General features: G+C 69.6%; 18 protein-coding genes. 6 read left to right on the plus strand and 12 right to left on the minus strand.

The window, feature by feature from the left end:
- Positions 1-32 precede the first annotated feature (32 nt).
- Entirely contained in the window at positions 33-1,634 is a 1,602-nt protein-coding gene (locus LR394_RS34715) for a PucR family transcriptional regulator (RefSeq protein ID WP_231448908.1), read from the plus strand.
- Positions 1,635-1,719: 85 nt separating this feature from the next.
- Positions 1,720-2,298, plus strand: a complete 579-nt coding sequence (locus LR394_RS34720; protein WP_231448909.1) for a hypothetical protein — start codon at positions 1,720-1,722, stop codon at positions 2,296-2,298.
- On the opposite strand, the gene LR394_RS34725 is transcribed toward LR394_RS34720, so the two are convergent.
- The 5 genes from LR394_RS34725 to LR394_RS34745 all read right to left on the minus strand — a co-directional run bounded on the left by LR394_RS34725 (position 2,285) and on the right by LR394_RS34745 (position 5,843).
- Positions 2,285-2,947, minus strand: a complete 663-nt coding sequence (locus tag LR394_RS34725; protein ID WP_231448911.1) for a hypothetical protein — start codon at positions 2,945-2,947, stop codon at positions 2,285-2,287. The two genes, LR394_RS34720 and LR394_RS34725, sit on opposite strands and share 14 nt — an antisense overlap.
- Positions 2,948-2,993: 46 nt before the next feature.
- Positions 2,994-3,176, minus strand: coding sequence for a hypothetical protein (locus LR394_RS34730; protein ID WP_231448913.1), 183 nt, complete (start codon positions 3,174-3,176; stop codon positions 2,994-2,996).
- Entirely contained in the window at positions 3,161-3,679 is a 519-nt protein-coding gene (locus tag LR394_RS34735) for a DUF6518 family protein (protein ID WP_231448915.1), read from the minus strand. Before LR394_RS34735 ends, LR394_RS34730 begins: the two co-directional genes overlap by 16 nt.
- Positions 3,680-3,795: 116 nt before the next feature.
- Entirely contained in the window at positions 3,796-5,085 is a 1,290-nt protein-coding gene (locus tag LR394_RS34740) for a DUF6518 family protein (protein WP_231448916.1), read from the minus strand.
- Between the two features lie 146 nt (positions 5,086-5,231).
- Positions 5,232-5,843 carry a DedA family protein gene (locus LR394_RS34745; RefSeq protein ID WP_231448918.1) on the minus strand — a complete coding sequence of 204 codons (612 nt, stop codon included), beginning with the start codon at positions 5,841-5,843 and terminating at the stop codon, positions 5,232-5,234.
- Between the two features lie 63 nt (positions 5,844-5,906).
- On the opposite strand from LR394_RS34745, the gene LR394_RS34750 reads away from it, so the two are divergent.
- Complete coding sequence (locus LR394_RS34750) at positions 5,907-6,695, plus strand: MBL fold metallo-hydrolase (RefSeq protein WP_231448920.1); 789 nt, start codon at positions 5,907-5,909, stop codon at positions 6,693-6,695.
- Here LR394_RS34750 and LR394_RS34755 read toward each other — a convergent pair.
- The gene (locus LR394_RS34755) at positions 6,692-7,663 is read right to left on the minus strand and encodes a nucleoside hydrolase (RefSeq protein WP_231448922.1); all 972 of its coding nucleotides are present in this window, start codon (positions 7,661-7,663) and stop codon (positions 6,692-6,694) included. The two genes, LR394_RS34750 and LR394_RS34755, sit on opposite strands and share 4 nt — an antisense overlap.
- A 117-nt stretch (positions 7,664-7,780) precedes the next feature.
- On the opposite strand from LR394_RS34755, the gene LR394_RS34760 reads away from it, so the two are divergent.
- Both LR394_RS34760 and LR394_RS34765 read left to right on the plus strand, forming a co-directional pair.
- Complete coding sequence (locus LR394_RS34760) at positions 7,781-9,973, plus strand: phage holin family protein (RefSeq protein WP_231448924.1); 2,193 nt, start codon at positions 7,781-7,783, stop codon at positions 9,971-9,973.
- On the plus strand, positions 9,966-10,352 hold the full coding sequence (locus LR394_RS34765; RefSeq protein ID WP_231448925.1) for an ester cyclase: 387 nt from the start codon (positions 9,966-9,968) through the stop codon (positions 10,350-10,352). Before LR394_RS34760 ends, LR394_RS34765 begins: the two co-directional genes overlap by 8 nt.
- 13 nt (positions 10,353-10,365) lie before the next feature.
- Here the strand turns inward: LR394_RS34765 and LR394_RS34770 are convergent, their stop codons facing one another.
- The 6 genes from LR394_RS34770 to LR394_RS34795 form a co-directional block, all read right to left on the minus strand.
- On the minus strand, positions 10,366-11,145 hold the full coding sequence (locus LR394_RS34770) for a GNAT family N-acetyltransferase (RefSeq protein ID WP_231448926.1): 780 nt from the start codon (positions 11,143-11,145) through the stop codon (positions 10,366-10,368).
- A 50-nt stretch (positions 11,146-11,195) separates the two neighbouring features.
- Complete coding sequence (locus tag LR394_RS34775) at positions 11,196-11,678, minus strand: hypothetical protein (RefSeq protein ID WP_231448927.1); 483 nt, start codon at positions 11,676-11,678, stop codon at positions 11,196-11,198.
- 48 nt (positions 11,679-11,726) lie between these two features.
- Entirely contained in the window at positions 11,727-13,916 is a 2,190-nt protein-coding gene (locus tag LR394_RS34780; RefSeq protein WP_231448928.1) for a RelA/SpoT family protein, read from the minus strand.
- 85 nt (positions 13,917-14,001) lie between these two features.
- Positions 14,002-14,268: a hypothetical protein gene (locus tag LR394_RS34785; protein ID WP_231448929.1), complete on the minus strand. Its 267-nt coding sequence runs from the start codon at positions 14,266-14,268 to the stop codon at positions 14,002-14,004.
- 9 nt (positions 14,269-14,277) lie between these two features.
- Positions 14,278-14,601, minus strand: a complete 324-nt coding sequence (locus LR394_RS34790; protein ID WP_231448930.1) for a DUF1905 domain-containing protein — start codon at positions 14,599-14,601, stop codon at positions 14,278-14,280.
- 122 nt (positions 14,602-14,723) lie between these two features.
- Positions 14,724-16,145: an FAD-dependent monooxygenase gene (locus LR394_RS34795; protein ID WP_231448931.1), complete on the minus strand. Its 1,422-nt coding sequence runs from the start codon at positions 16,143-16,145 to the stop codon at positions 14,724-14,726.
- 422 nt (positions 16,146-16,567) lie between these two features.
- Between LR394_RS34795 and LR394_RS34800 the strand changes: the two genes are divergently transcribed.
- On the plus strand, positions 16,568-17,365 hold the full coding sequence (locus tag LR394_RS34800) for a carbonic anhydrase (RefSeq protein WP_231448932.1): 798 nt from the start codon (positions 16,568-16,570) through the stop codon (positions 17,363-17,365).
- The last annotated feature ends 158 nt before the right edge of the window (positions 17,366-17,523 follow it).

The raw sequence follows: 17,523 nt of genomic DNA on the forward strand, positions 1-17,523 counted from the left end.
TCTTGCGGCCGTGATCCGTCAGACTGTCGAGCATGCTGCAGTTGACCGTGGCCGATGTGCTGGAGCTGCCCGTGGTGCAGCAGGGCGGGCCGGTGGTGCTGGCCGGGCGCGAGCGCCTGAACCGGCCGCTGCGCTGGGTGCATGCCACCGAGCTGGCCGACATCGCCCCCTTGCTGCGTCCGGGCGATCTGGTGCTCACCACCGGGGTCGGGTTGCCGGCCGATCAGCAGAGGACGGCTCTGCGCGAGTTCGCGGTGAGTCTCGCCGAGGCCGAGTGCGCGGGTTTGTTCGTCGAGTACGGACGTCGTTGGCGCGACGCGCTGCCGGCGGACTTGGTATCGGCCTGCGAGGAGTCCGGTCTGCCGCTCGTGGCGCTGACTCACGAGGTGCGGTTCGCCGCGGTGACCCAGACGGTCGGCGAGCTCGTGGTGGATCAGCAGGTCGCCGAGCTGCGCGATGCCCAGCGGGTGCACGAGACCTTCACCGAGCTGAGCTTCGAGCAGGCGGGCGCCACGCAGGTGCTGGAGGCGGTCAGCCGGCTGGCGGCGGCGCCGGTGGTACTGGAGAACGAGCAGCACCGGCCCCTGGATTTTCTGCCCGGGCCGGGCGAGGAGACCAGCTTTCTGGACGGCTGGCAGAGCCGGTCGGCGGCCGTCGGCAGCCCGGACCGGACGGTGTGGGACGAGGCGAACGGCTGGCTGATCACCCGGCTGGGCACGCGGGACCAGAACTGGGGACGTCTGGTGATCGGTTCTGCGCAACCACCACCTCAGCGGCTGGTCGCGGTCGCCGAGCGAGCCGCCGCGTCCCTTGCCCTGCACCGACTGCACGATCGGGACCGGGACCGTTCGCGCCGGCGTCATCACCACGAACTGCTCCTGGCCCTGCAGACCCAGCCGGTCACCGACGATCTGCTGCGGCGCTGCGAACTGGCGGATCTGCCGGTGCGGCGGCGCCGGTTCGCCGGGCTGGTGCTGCGGCCGGCGTCGATCGGTACCGGCCGGGGTGATCTGGACGAGGTGGTGTCGTCGGCGATCGCCGCTGCCCATGCGGTCCGGGTGCCGGCACTGGTGGCCGAGGTCGACCGGGAGATCCTGGTGCTGCTGTCGCTCCCGCTGGGGCCGGACACCGATCAGGTGGTGGACCGGCTGGCCGGGCGGTTGCGGCCTCGGCCCGGCGTGGTGGTGTGTGCGGGGCGGACCGTGGATGCTGCTGCGGAGATCGAGCGGAGCCTGGCCGAGGCTCGGCAGGTGGCGGACTCACTGCCGGTGGGGGCCGGTGCCGAGGTGCTGGTGCATCGGCTTCAGGATGTGCATCTGCAAGGCCTGCTAACACTTTTCGGAGACGACGAGCGACTGCGGCATTTCGTGCAGCGCGAGCTGGAGCCGGTCCGGTTGCACGATGCCTCGGTGACCGGCCAGATGCAGTTGCTGCCGGTGCTGCGGGCCCTGCTGCGGCATCCCGGTAGCAAGTCCGCGGCGGCGGCGAGTCTGCATCTGTCCCGGGCCGCGTTCTACGACCGGCTGACCAGGCTGGCCCAGCTGCTCAAGGCCGACCTGGACGATCCGGACATCCGGGTGTCGCTGCACGTGGCTCTGATCGCCGACGACCTGGCGCGGCTGCGGACGTCCTGACTTCTCGGGCTGCCGGGGTCCTGGGCTGACAGGTCGGGCTGACATGCTGGGGACCGAAACGGTGGTCGAGACGGAGGCACAGCGCGTGAGGTTCGGACGGGTGCTGGTGGTGGCGCCCTTGTTGTTGGCGGGCCTGGCGGCGTGCGGTGGGGGATCGGACGAACCCGCGGCCTCGGGTTCTACGCCCAGTCCCACGGCCACGTCCACCGCTGAGCCGGCCGAGTCGTCGGCAGCTGAGCCGACCGAGCGGCCGAAGGCCACGGAGTCGCTCAAGGTCGAGATCGCCGACCCGGAAGCCCTGTCCGAGGTCGAGGCCTCGATGCAGGCGCTGAGTGCCGAACGCGAGTCGATGGACTCGAACGAGTACCTGGACAAGGCCAACGAGCTCACCGCCCGGGCCGCGGCCGCCTACGGAGCGAGCGGCATGCCGGCCTTCGCCTGCCAGATGACGATCGGCATCGTCTCGGGTGCCCAGGGGGCGGAGCCGGCCGCGGTCAAGGTCGGGCTGGGCAACACGCTGAAGGTGGTTGTGCGCAACGGCACCGGCAAGCTCAACGAGACCCTGACCGGCGCCGACCTGGACGCTCAGATGAAGAAGACCTGCCCCGACGTCCGGACCGCGGCCCTGCAGGCCACCGGGGTGAAGACGATCAACGCGCTGTAAAGCCGGTCCGCGCGTCCAGATCCAGCACGGTCAGCTTGGCGGTGTCGGCCGGCTCGTCACCGCGGGGGAAGCCGAACCGGCTGGCAATCCCGTCACCGTAAGCGCTCGCGAACTCGTGCGGCAGAACCACTCCGGCCAGGATTGTGGCCCGGAGGTAATTACGGCGGCGGTCGGCGATCTGGTCCAGCACCTGTTCGGCGTCTCCCTTCGGGGGAAGCCGCAGCAGGGTCAGGTCCGCGCGCTCCAGGGGCTTGGCGTAGTCGTCCAGGTAGCGGCGGCGGGTGTCCACCGCCGTCCAGTGCTGCCGCCGGGGGTTGGCCTGCGCCTCCGCGGTGGCCTGCGGATCGGGGTCGGCGGGCATCGACAGCTCGTCTAGCACTCCTACCGCCAGCAGGTGACGGCTGAACCCTCGCTCGACCGCCATCGATCGGGCCGCGCGCTGAGCCACCGACACCGCGAACCCGTAAGCCCGCCGCAACGAGGCCGAGCGAACGTAGAGCACGTGCGCCGGCTCGTCCGACCAGGCCCGCGCCTCTTCCAGCACCGGCGAGGGCCCGGCCACCTGGAAAGCCGCTTCCAGCGCGGTCCAGCTGTGCCCGGCCCATTCGGGACCCACCGCGTCACGCCACCAGAACTCCGGTTCGCTCATGGGCACATTTCTACCCAGTCCCGGCCGGTCGAGACACCGCGGGCGTTCAGCCGACGGTGTTCCAGGCCATGATCGCGGCGTTGAGCAGCAGGCCCGCGAAGTGCGAGAGCATCACGACCACGGCGCTCAGACCGATGGCCAGCGTGATGTTGACCGATCCCTGCAGGCGGCGGGTGACCATGAACAGCAGCAGGGCCAGGCCGGTCAGCCCGATCACGGTCCAGTACACCGGGCTGTTGTGCAGCTGGGCGAACCGACGAAGGACTCGGACACGGCGATGCCGGTCAGGGTGGCGGTGGCCAGGGCCCCGCGCAGGTCCCGCTCCCGGAGCCAGGCGGCGGCCAGACCGATGAACGGTCCGGCGATGAGACCGATCAGGCTGTAGAAGGACGGGTCGTAGGTGTAGCCGCGGATTGCGGCGCCGAATGTGTACCCGACCGTCAGCAGGACGAAGCTGCCGGCGCCCAGCATCGCGGCCAGCACGGGCCGGGCCCGGACCGCCCAGATCAGCACCACGGTGATCAGTGCCCAGCCGGTGTGCGAGTTGGCCAGCGAGTTGACGGAGCTGGGCAGGAACCCCTGGGCGTACGAGGTGGCTGCGCCGAGGATGAAGCTGAGCGTGGCCACCCCCGTCGCGGCGGCGATGTCGGGGGTCGCGTTGACGGTGGTTGGGAGAGCACTGGTCGGCTGTGATGCCGCGTTGCTGGGGATGCCGGCGTTGCTGAAGGACATGCTGATGATCCTCGCCCGGCCGGGTGCGGCCGGGCATCAGGCTCAGGTGCCATCTTCCGGGCCGTCAGGTGGAGGACGTCATCCCTGAGGAGGATCCGGCCGGGCTGCTGGAGAGTTCAGGCGAAGAGCGGCATCGCGGCCAGCGCCTGGTAGCTGAACACGAACGCCACGGCCATCACGGCGGTGAGGCCGACGGCCAGGGTGATGTTGTTCGAGCCCTTGATCCGCCTCGCCACCATGCCGCCCAGCAGCGCGAGGCCGGCCAGACAGGTCAGCGTCCAGTACACGGGGCTGGTCTGCGAGAGCACCGTGAATCCGTAGAGCCCCTCGCCCACGCCGATACCGGCCAGCACCGCCGTGGCCAGAGCGAGTTGCAGCCCGTGCTCGCGCAGCCAGGTGGTGGCCACGCCGACGATCGGCCCGAGGATCAGGCCGACCACGCTGAGCAGGGTCGGGTCGTAGGGGGCGCCGCGCAGCAGCGACATCACGGTGTAGCCGAGGGTCAGCAGGACGAAGCTGACCGCGCCGAGCATCGCGGCGAGCACCGGCCGGGCCCGGACCGCCCAGATCAGCAGCACGGTGATCGCGGTCCAGCCGCTGGAGGAGTTGGCGAACGAGTGGATCGCCTCGGGCAGGAACCCCTGAGCCCAGGCGGTCAGGCCACCGATCACGAAGGTGAGCAGGGCTACGCCGGTGAGGGCGGCCTTGTCGGTGGACGGGTCGTCGACATTGATGACGGGGTGGCTGTCGTGCGCCCGGCTGAAGTCGCCCTCGGATGGCGAGCCGCCGGTGCTGTTGGTGTTGCGTGGGTCGGGCCGGGGGCCGAACGCGCGGTCGCGGAAGCCCTGGCCGTTGTTGAAGCTGTAGATGCGGTTGCCAGAGCTGTCCAGATTCGCGGTGCCGTCGCTGCTCCCGGCGCCCGACCAGCCCGCGTCGCCGCCCCCGTTGAACTCGTGGTCGCTGGTGAATCCACCGCCGTACTGCTGGGTGTCCGCAACGTAGCCCGGCCCGCCGCCCGAGTTGCCGGCCGGGCCGTAGCCGTGGCCACCGCCACCAACCTGGCTGCCTGGACCGCCCAGCCCGCTCGAACCTGCCCAGCTGCCTGAACCAGCCTGGTTGCCTGAACCGGCTTGGCCGCTCGAACCGCCCCAGCCGCCCGAGCCCGAGTCACGGCCGCTACCACCGAGCCCACTCAGGCCACGGTCGATCAGGCCGCGCACCTTGCGGCCCTGCTCACCGAGACCGCGACCATCCAGACCGCGACTACTCAGGCCTCGGCGGGCCAGGCCACGCAGGCTGCGGCCACGATCGGCCAGGCCACGCAGGCTGAAGCCGTCCACCTTCGTGGTGCTGTTGCTGCCGCCGCCGTTGTCGCTGCGCGTGTCGTCGGTGTTGCTGTAGGGCATACGGACATTTTCACCCGGGAACATGAGAACTCACGTCATGCTGAGGTGCCATTTTGCTCACCTTCACGTCGGGCTCGTCATCCTTTGGGCGGAGAAGTCCTGCTCCTAGACCTCGGTGGAGGTGCAAGGGCAGCTGGTCCAGATCGTCACTGCGCCGCCCTCTCCCGCCGCCGGTTCACGTACCCCGTCACCTGCGAGGCCAGCAGTACCAGCACGATCGCGGCCAGCACCCCCTGCCACGGCTCCGGGAAAACGCTGCCGCCCACCGTGCCCAGCGCCACGTACACCGTCGACCACAACGCGCAGGCCGGGGCGTTGGCCACCAGGAACGTGCGCCAGTCCAATCCCAGGAAAGCCGCCGCCAGCAGCACCGGAATCCGCCCACCGGGGATCAGCCGCGAGACCAGCAGCGTCTGAACGCTGTTCTCATGCAGCTTTTCCTCGACCGCACCCAGGTGATCGTCGTCCCGCAGCCAGCGCAACCGCTTGGCTAGCGCCCTTCCCCCGACCCGGCACAGTCCGTAGGTACCCAGATCGCCGGCATACGCCCCAGCCGCGCCCACCGCGAGCACCAGAACCACCACCAGCGGATCGTGATGCCATGCGAATGCCGCTGCCCCACTGACGGCCGCTCCCGTCGGGACGACCGGAACAATCGCGCCCAGCGTCACCGTAACGAACAGGCCGATCAGCGCGGCCAGCCCGATCGTGGTGGGTACGTCGACGGTGCCGTCCGTCAGCGTGGTGGCTCCAGGCACCGTATTTCCTCCGTAATGTCAGCCGGTCGCGCGCAGGCGTTCCGGTGGGGCCATGCTGGCACGGTGTCGTCCGAACCATCGCCTCCGCCCCGCCCGCGGGTGACCTGGCTGGGGCACTCCACCGTCGTCCTGGACCTGGGTGGAACCCGCCTGATCACCGACCCCCTGCTGCGCCGCCACAACTGGCCTCTACGCCGAAGGGGTGAACGCCCCTCCGCCCCCGCGTGGTCCCGGCCCGACCTCGTCCTCCTGTCGCACCTCCACCACGACCATGCGGAACTGTCTTCCCTGAAGCTGTTGGCCGGCGTCCCCGTACTCACCGCTCCCGACAACGCCGCCTGGCTACGTCGCAAAGGCTTGTCCGGCATTGACGACGGCGGCAAGTGGTACGACATCCCTGGTACCGACGTCCGCGTACGCCTGGTCCGCGCCGACCACGGCCATCGCCCCATGCCGCACCGCCCGAACTCCGCCAACGGCCACCTCGTCCAGACCCCCGGCTTCACCGCCTACCTAGCCGGGGATACCAGCCTGTACCCCGAACTGGCCGACCTGCCCAAGATCGCCGACGCCCCCATCGACCTCGCCGTCGTCCCTATCGGCGGCTGGGGCCCTCGCCTGTCCGGCGGCCACATGGACTCCGAGCAGGCAGCCCAAGCGGTCGCTCTGATCGGCGCCCGGGTCGCCGTCCCGGTTCATTGGGGGACGCTCCACGCACCTGTAGTGGGCCGGTTCCCCAGGGGATGGATGGACGTGGGCGGCCAGCTCTTCACCGAAGCGCTCGCCCGCCACGCCCCCGAGAGTCGTTCCCTGGTACTCGCTCCCGCGGGCGCGGCCGATCTGCCGATCTAAATCTTCGACCCGGCGACGGTGAATTCCCGCGGCGGCTGGGTGGTCTGGCCCAGCATGTCCAGCAGGAAGTCGCGGAAGCCGTCGGCGTCGATCTCCTCGATCACCGTGGCGTTGGCGGCCAGGCCGTGCACACCCCAGGACATCGCGGCGTAGCCCCGGGTGAGTTCGGAGCCGGTCTCGATGTCCACGTTGTACTGGGCGGACTTGGTGACCAGCTCCGGGCGCAGCAGCACGGCGACGGAGAGCGAGTCGGGGTGGGTGGTGCCGGGGATGCCCACGCTCTCGTCGAAGGCCAGGGTGGCGGAGCAGACGCTGGTGAAGAAGTGGGCCAGCGGGGTCTCGATCTGCGCGATCCGGTCGAGGACGTCGCGGCCGAACACCGCCTGCTTGAGGGTGAGCGGGGCCCAGGGCACGACGGTGACGTTGAAGCCGGCGTCGAAGACGATCTTGGCGGCCTCAGGGTCGACGTAGAAGTTGAACTCGGCGGCGGCGGTGATGTTGCCCCGGGCGTTGTTCGATCCGCCCATCACCACGAGATGCTTGACCTGCGAGGCGAATTCGGGACGCTTGCGGACAGCCAGGGCGATGTTGGTGAGGGGTCCGATGGCGACCACGTTGAGTTCGCCCGCGGCCTCGTCGGCCATCCGCAGCAGGGCGTCGACGGCGTGCTCAGCCTCGGGCTCGAAGCCCGAGAAGTCCATGTCCAGACCGCCGGCGCCGTCACCGTGCACGTTCTCGGCGGACTCCCAGGGCCGGACCAGCGGCAGCCGGCTGCCCAGGTACATCGGGACCTGCTTGGCCGCGACGTTGAAGGTCATGAACGCGTTCTTGACCTGACGGTCGAAGCCGACGTTGCCGGCCACCATGGTGATGCCCCGCAGATCGGCCTCGGGAGTGAGCAGACCGGCCAGGATCGCCACGCAGTCGTCCTGCGCGGTGTCGGTGTCGATCACCAGGGGGATGGGCACGGTGGTTCCTTTCACGGTTCGGGCTTTGCGGGAGCAAATCTAGTCCGGTCCCTCGGGCGTCTGCGGAACTGGCCTCTGCCCGCATTCGCAACGGTGGTCTCGGATACCTTCGCCTGTGTGCCGAGAGGGTTGAGCGTTTCCAGCCGCGACCTGCGCGACGCCCTGATCGGCCTGGTCCCGAACGCGGCGGCGCTGCTGGTCGCGTCCTGGATCCTGGCGGGGCTGGAGATCGACCACTGGTGGTGGGCCTTCGCCGTGGCCGCGGTCACCACGGCCTTCGATGCGATGGTGCGGCCCGCGCTGCGCCTGATCGCCGGGTTGGCCGGGGCGATCACCGCGCTGGTGCTGGGGCTCAGCGCGCAGGTCGGGCTGATCATGGGGGCGCTGCTGCTGGTGCCCGGGGTGTACGTCAGCGGGGTGGAGGCGGCGGCCCAGGCCTTGTTGCTGGTGGCGCTGCTGGCCGCGGTCACCCGCTGGGTGGTCGGGGTCAACGACAGTTCGTACATCGTGGCCGACCTGATCCGGCGCGGCGAGTCGCGCCGCCGTCGGGGCCGCGAGCGTGGCCGGCCGTCCGACGAACTGCCCTGCGGGGTGGTCATCGTGCAGATCGACGGCCTGCCCTACCCCCTGCTGCAGAACGGCATCGTCTCGGGGGTGCTGCCCACCTTGTCGCGGTGGGTGCGTTCGGGCAGCCACGAGATGACGCCGTGGTGGGCTCAGGTGCCTTCGACCACCCCGGCCAGCCAGGCGGGGATCCTGCACGGCAGCAACGAGGGCATCCCGGCCTTCCGCTGGTACGAGAAGGACACCGGCAAGCTGGTCGTGGCCAACCGCCCGGGCGATGCCGCCCTGATCGAGGCCAGGATCAGCAACGGACGAGGGTTGCTGGCAGACGGGGGCGTCAGCGTCTCGAACATGTTCAGCGGGGATGCCCCGACCGCGCTGATGGTGATGAGCCGGGCCGCCCGCCGGGGAGACCTGGGACCGGGTAGCTCCTACATCCGCTTCTTCTTCAGCCCGTTCGTCACCGCCCGCACCCTGGTGCTCACCGTCGCCGAGATCGTGAAAGAGCTTTACCAGGGCCGGCAGCAGCGGGTGCGCGGCATCGAGCCGCGGATCCGCCGCCGCGGTTCGTACGTGGCCCTGCGCGGGCTGACCAACGTGGTGCTGCGGGACCTGAACGTGGCCCTGGTCGCCGAGCACATGATCGCCGGGGCCCCGGTCATCTACGTCGACTTCGTCGACTACGACGAGATCGCGCACCACGCCGGGGTCACCCGCCCGGAGTCGATGGACGCGCTCGCCGGGATCGACCGGGTGCTGTACACGCTGCAGCGGGTGGCCGACGCGGCGCCCCGGCACTACGAGTTCGTCGTGCTGTCCGACCACGGCCAGGCTCAAGGGGCCACGTTCCGGCAACTGACCGGCCGCACGCTCGAAGCCGCGGTCCGCGAGCACACCGGGGCTTCGTCCACGGTGGCCGAGACCGGTGACGTGGAGGGCTGGGGGCCGTTCAACGCGCTCCTGACCGATGTGCTGAGCACCGCCCGCCCGAGCACACGCCGGGCCCTGCGCCGGATGGATCGGGCCGACAAGGCCGGGGTGATCGTGGGCCCGCAGCGGACCGGTCCAGCCCGATCGGGGGTGGAGGAACCGGCCACTGAGAACCCGAAACCTGTGCGCCCGGGTGCAGGTTCGGGGCCGGCGGGACGGGGTACGGAGGATCTGGCCGGGCGCCCTGAGCTCGTGGTCGTCGGCTCGGGCAACCTCGGTCTGATCTGGTTCCCACGTCTGCCCGGCCGTCTCACCGTGGAAACGCTCACCGAGAAACATCCGGGCCTGATCCCCGGTCTGCTGATCGAACCGGGCATCGGCTTCGTGGTGGTCGACAGCGCCCGGGGCCCGCTGGTGATGGGCCCCTCCGGCATCCGGGTCCTGCTCGACGACGTCGTCGAGGGCCAGGACCCACTGTCCGCCTTCGGCCCGCGAGCCGCCGCCGACCTGACCCGGGCGGCCTCGATGAAGAACGCCCCGGACCTCTACGTGCACTCCACGCTGCACCCCCGAACCGGCGAGGTGCACGCGTTCGAGGAACTGGTCGGCTCGCACGGCGGGCTGGGTGGCTGGCAGAACCAGGCCGTGCTGGTGCATCCGGTCGACTGGAAGCTCGACGACGACCTGATCGACCGCAGCGTGCAGGACGAGGAACTGCTCTACGGCGCGGGCAGCGTGCACCAGCAACTCCTGCGCTGGCTCGAACGCTGCGGGGCCCGCAAGCTCTCCGAAGACGAGGAACCCGAACATGTCTGAGGCCCTGGAGCGGATCTACCGCGCCTACGTCGCCGCCCTGAACGAGCGCCGCCTGGACGACCTCGGCCAGTTCGTGCACGACCAACTCACCTACAACGACCAGGCCTGGACCCTGGCCCAGTACCACGAACGCCTGGCCGACGACCTGCGCCGGATCCCAGATCTGCACTACGACATCCATAACCTGCTCACCGGCCCGGACCAGGTCGCCGCCCGGCTCTGGTTCGACTGCTCCCCGCAGGGCGAGTTCCTCGGCATCGCCGTGAACGGCCGGCGGGTGGCCTTCGCCGAGCACGTGTTCTACCGCTTCCGGGGCGGCCGGATCGCCGAGGTGCACTCCTTGATCGACACGCAGGGCATCCGGAACCAGCTGGCCTGACCCGGCCGGCCGTTCAGCGTTCCCAGACGTAGGCCGTGGCGGACGAGACCTTCAGCAGGCCGGACCGCTCCAGGATGGGACGGGAGTGCTCGGTCGAGTCGCTGTGAATCAGTGTCCGGCCGAGCTCCAACGCAGCGCGGGCCCGGGCCCGGGTCAGCGCCCGGTAGATACCCCGCCCCCGCCACTCCTTCAGCACCGAACCGCCCCAAAATCCGGCGAAGTCGCTGTCCGGAACCGGTTCCAGCCGTCCCGCACCGACCATCCGACCTTCCGCCTCGGCCACCCAGAGCTGCATGCCGTCGTTCAACGCCAGCCGTCGCAACAACGCGTCGGCCATTTCGTCCGACGGCTCGTCACCAAAAGCCTCGTCCGACATCGCACTCATGGCCCGGACGTCGTCTTCGGTCACAACTCGCCGCACACTCACCCCGGGCGTCGGTTCACCCACGGCCAAGGCAGCCGCCTCGCCGACCATGATGGATTCCGCCGCCCCGGCCACGAACCCGTTCTGGATCAGCGCTTCGGCCAGCCCCGGAGCATGGTCATGAGCGCGGGCTTTCCACCGCACGCTCCGGATCCGGGGATCGGACCGGTAGTGCTCGAGCGCCTGCGCAATCAGGACATCGATCTGACCGGCGCCGGTCAGATCGCGATAGGTGACGAAGCCCCGCCCGCCCGCAAAAGTGACCAACCGCAGGGGCCCCAACCGGACCACGTCGATCTGGCTCGGTGTCTCCGCCTCGGTGCGCAACTGCTCGTCGTAAAGCCTGCGGAACCGCTCAACATCGCTCATCGCGGTTCAGGCTGGACCAGGTCTCTTCTCCGGGCAAGCAGTTTTCCGGCTCAGCCTCCCGGGCAGTCGTTGTCGCCGCCGGAACGGCAGGTCGCGGCCGGCATCGGCGGCTCTGCCGGCGTCGGCACCGGCAGCGGGGTCAGGTCCTCAGGACAATGAATGCGCTCGGACAGGCCGCGATAGTTGTTGAACACCAGGCGATAGCACACATCCGAAGCATCCCGGTGGGTCTCCCAGCTGAAGCCGGTGCCGTACCCGTCCCAGGCGTCCTGGTGGAAGTGAAGCACCAGTTCGGCCATCTCGTCCTGCGGGGTGCGCTGCTGGAGATCCTTGGCCTGCAACACCCGCACACCGCTGTCGTGCTGGTAAGTCTCAAGCAGGGCGCTGTGCAGCCCGGCCGCCGACCTCTGGCGGGGGTAACTGATTGCGTCCGCCACCCGCTGAACCCGCTCATCGCCGGCGCGGCTTCCCTCCGGCTGCTGCAGCCACCACCAGCCGGTCGACGCCGCTCCGCCGACCAATACCAAGGCCAACACCCGTCTCCACTTCCGCACCGACCCTCCCTGGTCCAGTCCGGAGCCCTAGCGTACGAGGGCCGAGCGCACCCCAGGTACTTCCCGCAGCCGGTTGGCCAGCTCGGCCCGGCCGCCCGGGTGCACCACCTCGTAGGTCTGGTGCCCCGCCCCGTCATCGCCGATGTACGAACTGGAAGCTTCCACGTCGCAGCCGGAATCGACCAGGGCGACGATCACCCGGGCGATCATGCCGGGGCTGTTCTCGCAGACCAGCTCGATCTGGGACAGGTTGGTGCCGGCTCGCACCCAGGTCAGGCGGGTGGAGCGCGCCGGGTCCTTGGCCAGGGAGGACAGGGCCTGGGAGCACTCGGAGGAATGGACGACGATGCCGCGGGTGCGCGACAGAATGCCGATCAGCCCGCGGCCAGGCACCGCGTGGCAGCAGCCGGGCCAGGTCAGGGTGACGCCGCTGAGCCCGGGCGCGGAGACATGCATGGCGGGCACACCGGCCGGGGACGGTGCGGGGCCAGGGGGCGTCTCGGGTTCGTCCTGGTGCGGGGGTAGAGGCTGCGGAGGGACGTGGGTGTGCAGGTTGGGCGCGTAGGGAGCGGTGAGCGCGGCGGTGGAGAGAGCGTTGGCGAGCATGGTCACGTCGATCCGGCCCGCGCCGACCTCTTCGGCCAGGGTGTCGAGCGAGTCCTGGCCGGAGGCGGTCAGCAGTACGGCCTCGGCCTGGGCGCGGGGGAGCCGGCGGCGGGAGAGCAGGGTGACGAGGGCGGCTTCACCGGTGGCCCGGTCGTTGTCGCGGCGGGCGCGGGTGTGCCAGGTGCGGATGCGCTGCCGGGCCCGGGCGGTGACGGTCCACTGCAGCCAGTCCAGCGAGGGGCCGGTCGTGCGGCGGGTGATGATCTCGACGGTGGTGCCGCTGGTCAGGCGGGTGTTCAGGGGCACCAGGGCGCCGTTGACCCGGGCCCCGGAGCAGCGGTCGCCGACCTCGGAGTGCACGGCGTAGGCGAAGTCGACCACCGAGGCGCCGACCGGTAGCGAGTGCACGTCGCCCCGCGGGGTCAGCACCCAGATCTCCTGCGCCTGCAGCTCTCCCGCGATCGCCGTCAGGTACTCGCTGTCGTCGGCGTCGTGCCAGGCCAGCACCCGGGAAAGCCACTGCGGCTCGGCACCCTCACCGTGCTTGTAGGCGTGGTGCGCGGCGCTGCCGTTCTCGGCGTCGGTGTGCATCTGCCGGGTCCGGACCTGCACCTCGACCATCCGGCCGGACAGCAGCACGGTGGTGTGCAGCGAGCGGTAGGCGTTGAACTTCGGCCGGGCGATGTAGTCCTTGAACCGGTCGGGCACCGGCTCCCAGAGGGCGTGCACCAGGCCGAGCACCCGGTAGCAGTCCTCCACGTCCTCGACGATCACCCGCACCCCGATCAGGTCGTGCAGGCTCTCCAGGTCGCGGCCGCTGTTGGCGGTCTTGCGGTAGATGCTCCACAGGTGCTTGATCCGGCCGGTGATCTCGTGCCCGCCCGGGGCCCCGGCCACGGCGTCGAGGTACTCCTCCAGCCGCTGCATCGCCTCGGTGAGGGTCTCCTCCAGGTGCGGGCGATTCATCAGCTCGGCCCGCAGCTCGAGGAACTCGTCCGGGTAGGCCACCGCGAACGCGCGGTCCTCCAGTTCGGCCTTCAGCAGAGCGAAGCCCAGCCGGTGGGCCAGCGGCCCGTGGATGGCCAGCGACTCCCGCCCGATCCGCGCGGCCTTGGCGGCCGGCAGCGATCCGATGGTGCGCAGATTGTGCAGCCGGTCGGCCAGCTTGATCGTGACCACCCGCGGGTCGGCGGCCAGGGCGACGAACAGCTTGCGCAGGCGGGCGGCCTCCACCCGGTCCGGATCGTCGCCCCGCACTGCCGCGACCTTGGTGGCCCCGTCCACCAGAAGGGCCACCTGCGGACCGAAGGTGCGTTCGACGTCCTCAAGCGTGACTTCGGTGTCCTCGACGGTGTCGTGCAGCACAGCGGCCATCACCGTGGCCGGCTGGGCCCCCACGGTGGCCACGATCGCGGCTACCGCGAGTGGATGGGTGATGTACGGTTCGCCACTCTTGCGGTTCTGCCCGCTGTGCGCGCGGATCCCGTAGTCGACGGCTTTGTGCAGGTCAGCCTTGGATTCCTGGTCCCACCCGGCGTGCTCCACGGCGATGTCGAGCTCGCGGACGGCTTCGGCCACGAAGTCTTCGGGCGCGGGTGAGGACGAGGGCACCAGGCCAATCTCGGCAGATCGGCCGCCCGGGTGAAGACCTTGAGGGTGTGAACCGGGCTACACATGTCTGTGAAGGACCGGAAGGTCAGGAGGCGACGGAGGCCGGATCGTCCGGGACGGCAGCGGCGATGATGTCGTTCCGGAACTGCTCGAGGGTCTGCTCGTCGAGGTAGCCGTCCACGGCCACCTCGGGGGCGATGGTCAGCCACCAGTCGAAGATCTCCTGCACCTTGGCCCGGGGCAGGCGCAGTTCCAGCGGCGGACCGCTGAGGAAGGTGCAGGTGACCAGCCCGGGCTGGCCGAGGGCAGAGGTGAGTCGCAGGACACCGGGCAGAACCACAGGATCCATCATCGGCCAACCCTAACCAAGGCTTTTCCCGTCGACCAGACGCCCGCCTCGGGAGATGACCCGTAATCCCAGCCGCACCACGTCCCCCAGTTCCAGTTGCTCGTGCCGGCGTACCCGGTCCTTCACCGGCAGCAGGTAGCCGCCGTCCTTCGGCCACAACGAGGTCTCCCAGGTGCTGGTGCCGATCCGGACCGACACCGGCACCATGCCCCACCCGTAGGTGACGTCCTTGGCCAGCTCGCGCAGATCGTCACAAAGTTCTTCGGGCACCCGCAGGAAGTGAAAGGGCGCCGGGCCGCGCCACTCGATCAGTTCGCTCTCGAAGCGGAAATCCACGTCTCATCATCCCCCGGCCTACGAGACTCGGGGCGACCCGCGCGAATATTCGTCTCGACCGCAAGCAGCGGGTGCCCACACCGTCTCGAACTGAGGACGGTGTGGGCACGGAACGCCCGCGGCTAACCGAACCAGCGGGCCAGGTGGGGTTTCGGATCGGGCTGCTCAGGTGTGCTGATCCAGGCGACATGGCCGTCGGGGCGCAGCAGGACGGCCGGAACGTCGAGCCCGGCCCCGGGATCGGTCAGCTGGTCGACCTGATCCGACCAGCGGCCCACCTCGAACTGGCCGGTGCGGTCGAGCAAAAGGCCACGACCGCTGTGCAGCCGGCCGTAGAGGTTGCCCTCGGTGAGCGCGATGTCGGGCAGGCGACGGCCGAGCAGTTCCGGGCCCTCGCCGAGGTCGTAACGGATGTCGATGGCGGTGATCTGGCCGAAGAGGTAGCGGTTGACCTCGTCGAAGTCCATCAGCTTGGTCAGTAGACGGCGCACCGCCTGCGCGCCCGGTTCCGGAGACAGGAGCTCGGCCTGGGCGCGGGTGTTGTCCAGCACCGCCTCGGCCACCGGACGGCGTTCGGACTGGTAAGTGTCGAGAAGGCCCGAAGCAGAACGATTCTTCACCTGCGCGGCCAGCTTCCAGCCAAGATTGAAGGCATCCTGCAGCCCAAGGTTGAGGCCCTGGCCGCCGATGGGTGGGTGGATGTGCGCGGCGTCGCCGGCCAGGAGTACCCGCCCGACGCAATAGCTTTCGGCCAGGCGGGTGGCATCGCCGAAGCGGGACATCCAAACCGGGGAATGCACGCCGAAATCGGTTCCGGCCACGGCGATCAGCTGCTGCCGGAAGTCTTCGAGGGTGGGCCGCCGGCTGCGATCGGCAACCCCGGCAGCCGCCGGAACCAGAACGCTGTACTTCTCCGCCCCGAACGCCCTGACCCAGAACCGCTTATGGGCGACCGTTCTGGCGATGGCCGCCACCTCGTCCGGCGGCAGCCCGACCTGCATCTCGCCCATCAGCATCTCGCTCTTGGTGGGCTCACCCGGGAAACCGACGCCGAACTGCTTGCGTACGGTGCTCCGGCCGCCGTCGCAGCCGACCAGATACCGTGCCCGCAACCGTTCTCCATCGGCCAGGGCAACCGTCACCCCATCGTCGTCGGCCTCGAAACCGGCTACCGGACAGCCGTGCCGAACTTCGGCGCCCAGGCTGATGGCCTGCTCTTCCAGCACCCGGACGAGGGTCGGCTGCGGGATGCCGAGCAGGAAGGCGTAGGGCGAGTCGAGGCCGACCGGCGCGCTCTTGTCGATGGCGGCGAAGAATCCGGCCGCCGGGCGGCGCCGTCCATGCTTGAGCAGACGCTCGAGCAGGCCGCGCATGGCCATCAGTTCGAGGCTGCGGATGTGCAGGGCGACGATACGGGTCAGCGAGGCCGGTTCGGTCTCCTGCTCCAGGACGAGGACCCGGATGTTGTGCAGTCGCAGTTCGGCGGCCAGAAACGTGCCGGTCGGACCGCCGCCGGCGATGATCACGTCGAAATCTTCGGACATGGGTGTGGCCTTTCGGGAGTGCCGGACATCAGGTCGGCGCTCCCGGCGACTTCAGGTCAGTCGCAAGGCCGTGACGGGACGGGGAGCACCCACAGCAGGACAACGGGCATGGGTCTAACCTCCTCCGACGGTCACGGTCGGTTGCAAGGTACAAGCTGCGCGTTCGCACGTCCATCGATTTTCCGGCCGTGATCACCCGGTGGCGCTGCGCGGTGGTTCGCCCGGCGAAATTTGGCTTCCGGCAACCAATTCCCGGCATTTGATGATCATTGAGTAAGGGCGTTGCGGCGCAGTGTCATTCGGCGCGCTCTGTGATCAAGGCGACAGCTTGCCCGCCAGCACGAAGCGGTTTTCGGAGCACGAACCGCCTAGCACAATCCGGGTATTCGGCAATCCGACATAACCACCCGGAGCGGAGTCACATGCTCACTTTGCGAAAGAACCTGACACTGGCGGCCATTCTGGGCCTGGCCCTGACCGCCTGCACCGCGGCGGAGGCCAGCGAACAGGTCAGCACGGTGTCGCCGAGTGACGAACACGCGCACTGGTCCTACGACGGTGCGCAGGGTCCGGACAACTGGGCGGACCTGGACGAGTCCTACGCCACCTGCGCCACCGGCACCGCCCAGTCGCCGGTGGACCTGCCCCTGCCAGTGGACGGCGAGCGCACCAGCGAGTTCACCATCACCACCGAGCGGACCAAGGGCTACGTCGAGGACAACGGGCACACCGTGCAGTTCACCGACGAGGACGAGGGCTCGGAGATCACCTACGCCGGCAAGGAGTACGACCTGCTCCAGTACCACGTGCACACGCCGTCGGAGCACACCGTGAACGGGGAGCCGGCCGCCGCCGAGTTCCATTTCGTGCACCAGGCCGAGGACGATTCTCTGCTGGTGCTGGGCGTTCTCGCCACCGAGGGCCGCTACGCCGGGCAATGGGCGCCGTTCGTGCGCAACGCCCAGGCCGAGCGCGCCGAGATCCGGGTCAACCTAGCCCGCCTGCTGCCGCGCAAACTCAGCCACACCGCGTACCAGGGCAGCCTGACCACCCCGCCCTGCACCGAGGGCGTGCAGTGGCTGGTCCTGGACGAGCCCGTGGAGCTCGGCGCCCGGCAGATCGAGCAGCTGGCCGGGGCGCACCCGCACAACAGCCGCGGGGTGCAGGAGCTGGGTGATCGGGAACTGACCGGTGGCCGCGGCATCCGTCTCAAGGACTGACTCGATGTTCTGCGCGAACGGGAAGTCGGCGATCGACAGCAGCCTCGAGCCGCTACGGTAACCCGCGATCCGGCGGCGAGGTGGCGGCCGGCGATTCGGGGGAGTCGCGATGATTCGGGCTGCGCGCCTGCGCTCTTCGGTCGTTGTCCTGTTCAGTC

Source organism: Kineosporia babensis, assembly GCF_021129305.1.
Lineage (GTDB): Bacteria > Actinomycetota > Actinomycetes > Actinomycetales > Kineosporiaceae > Kineosporia > Kineosporia babensis.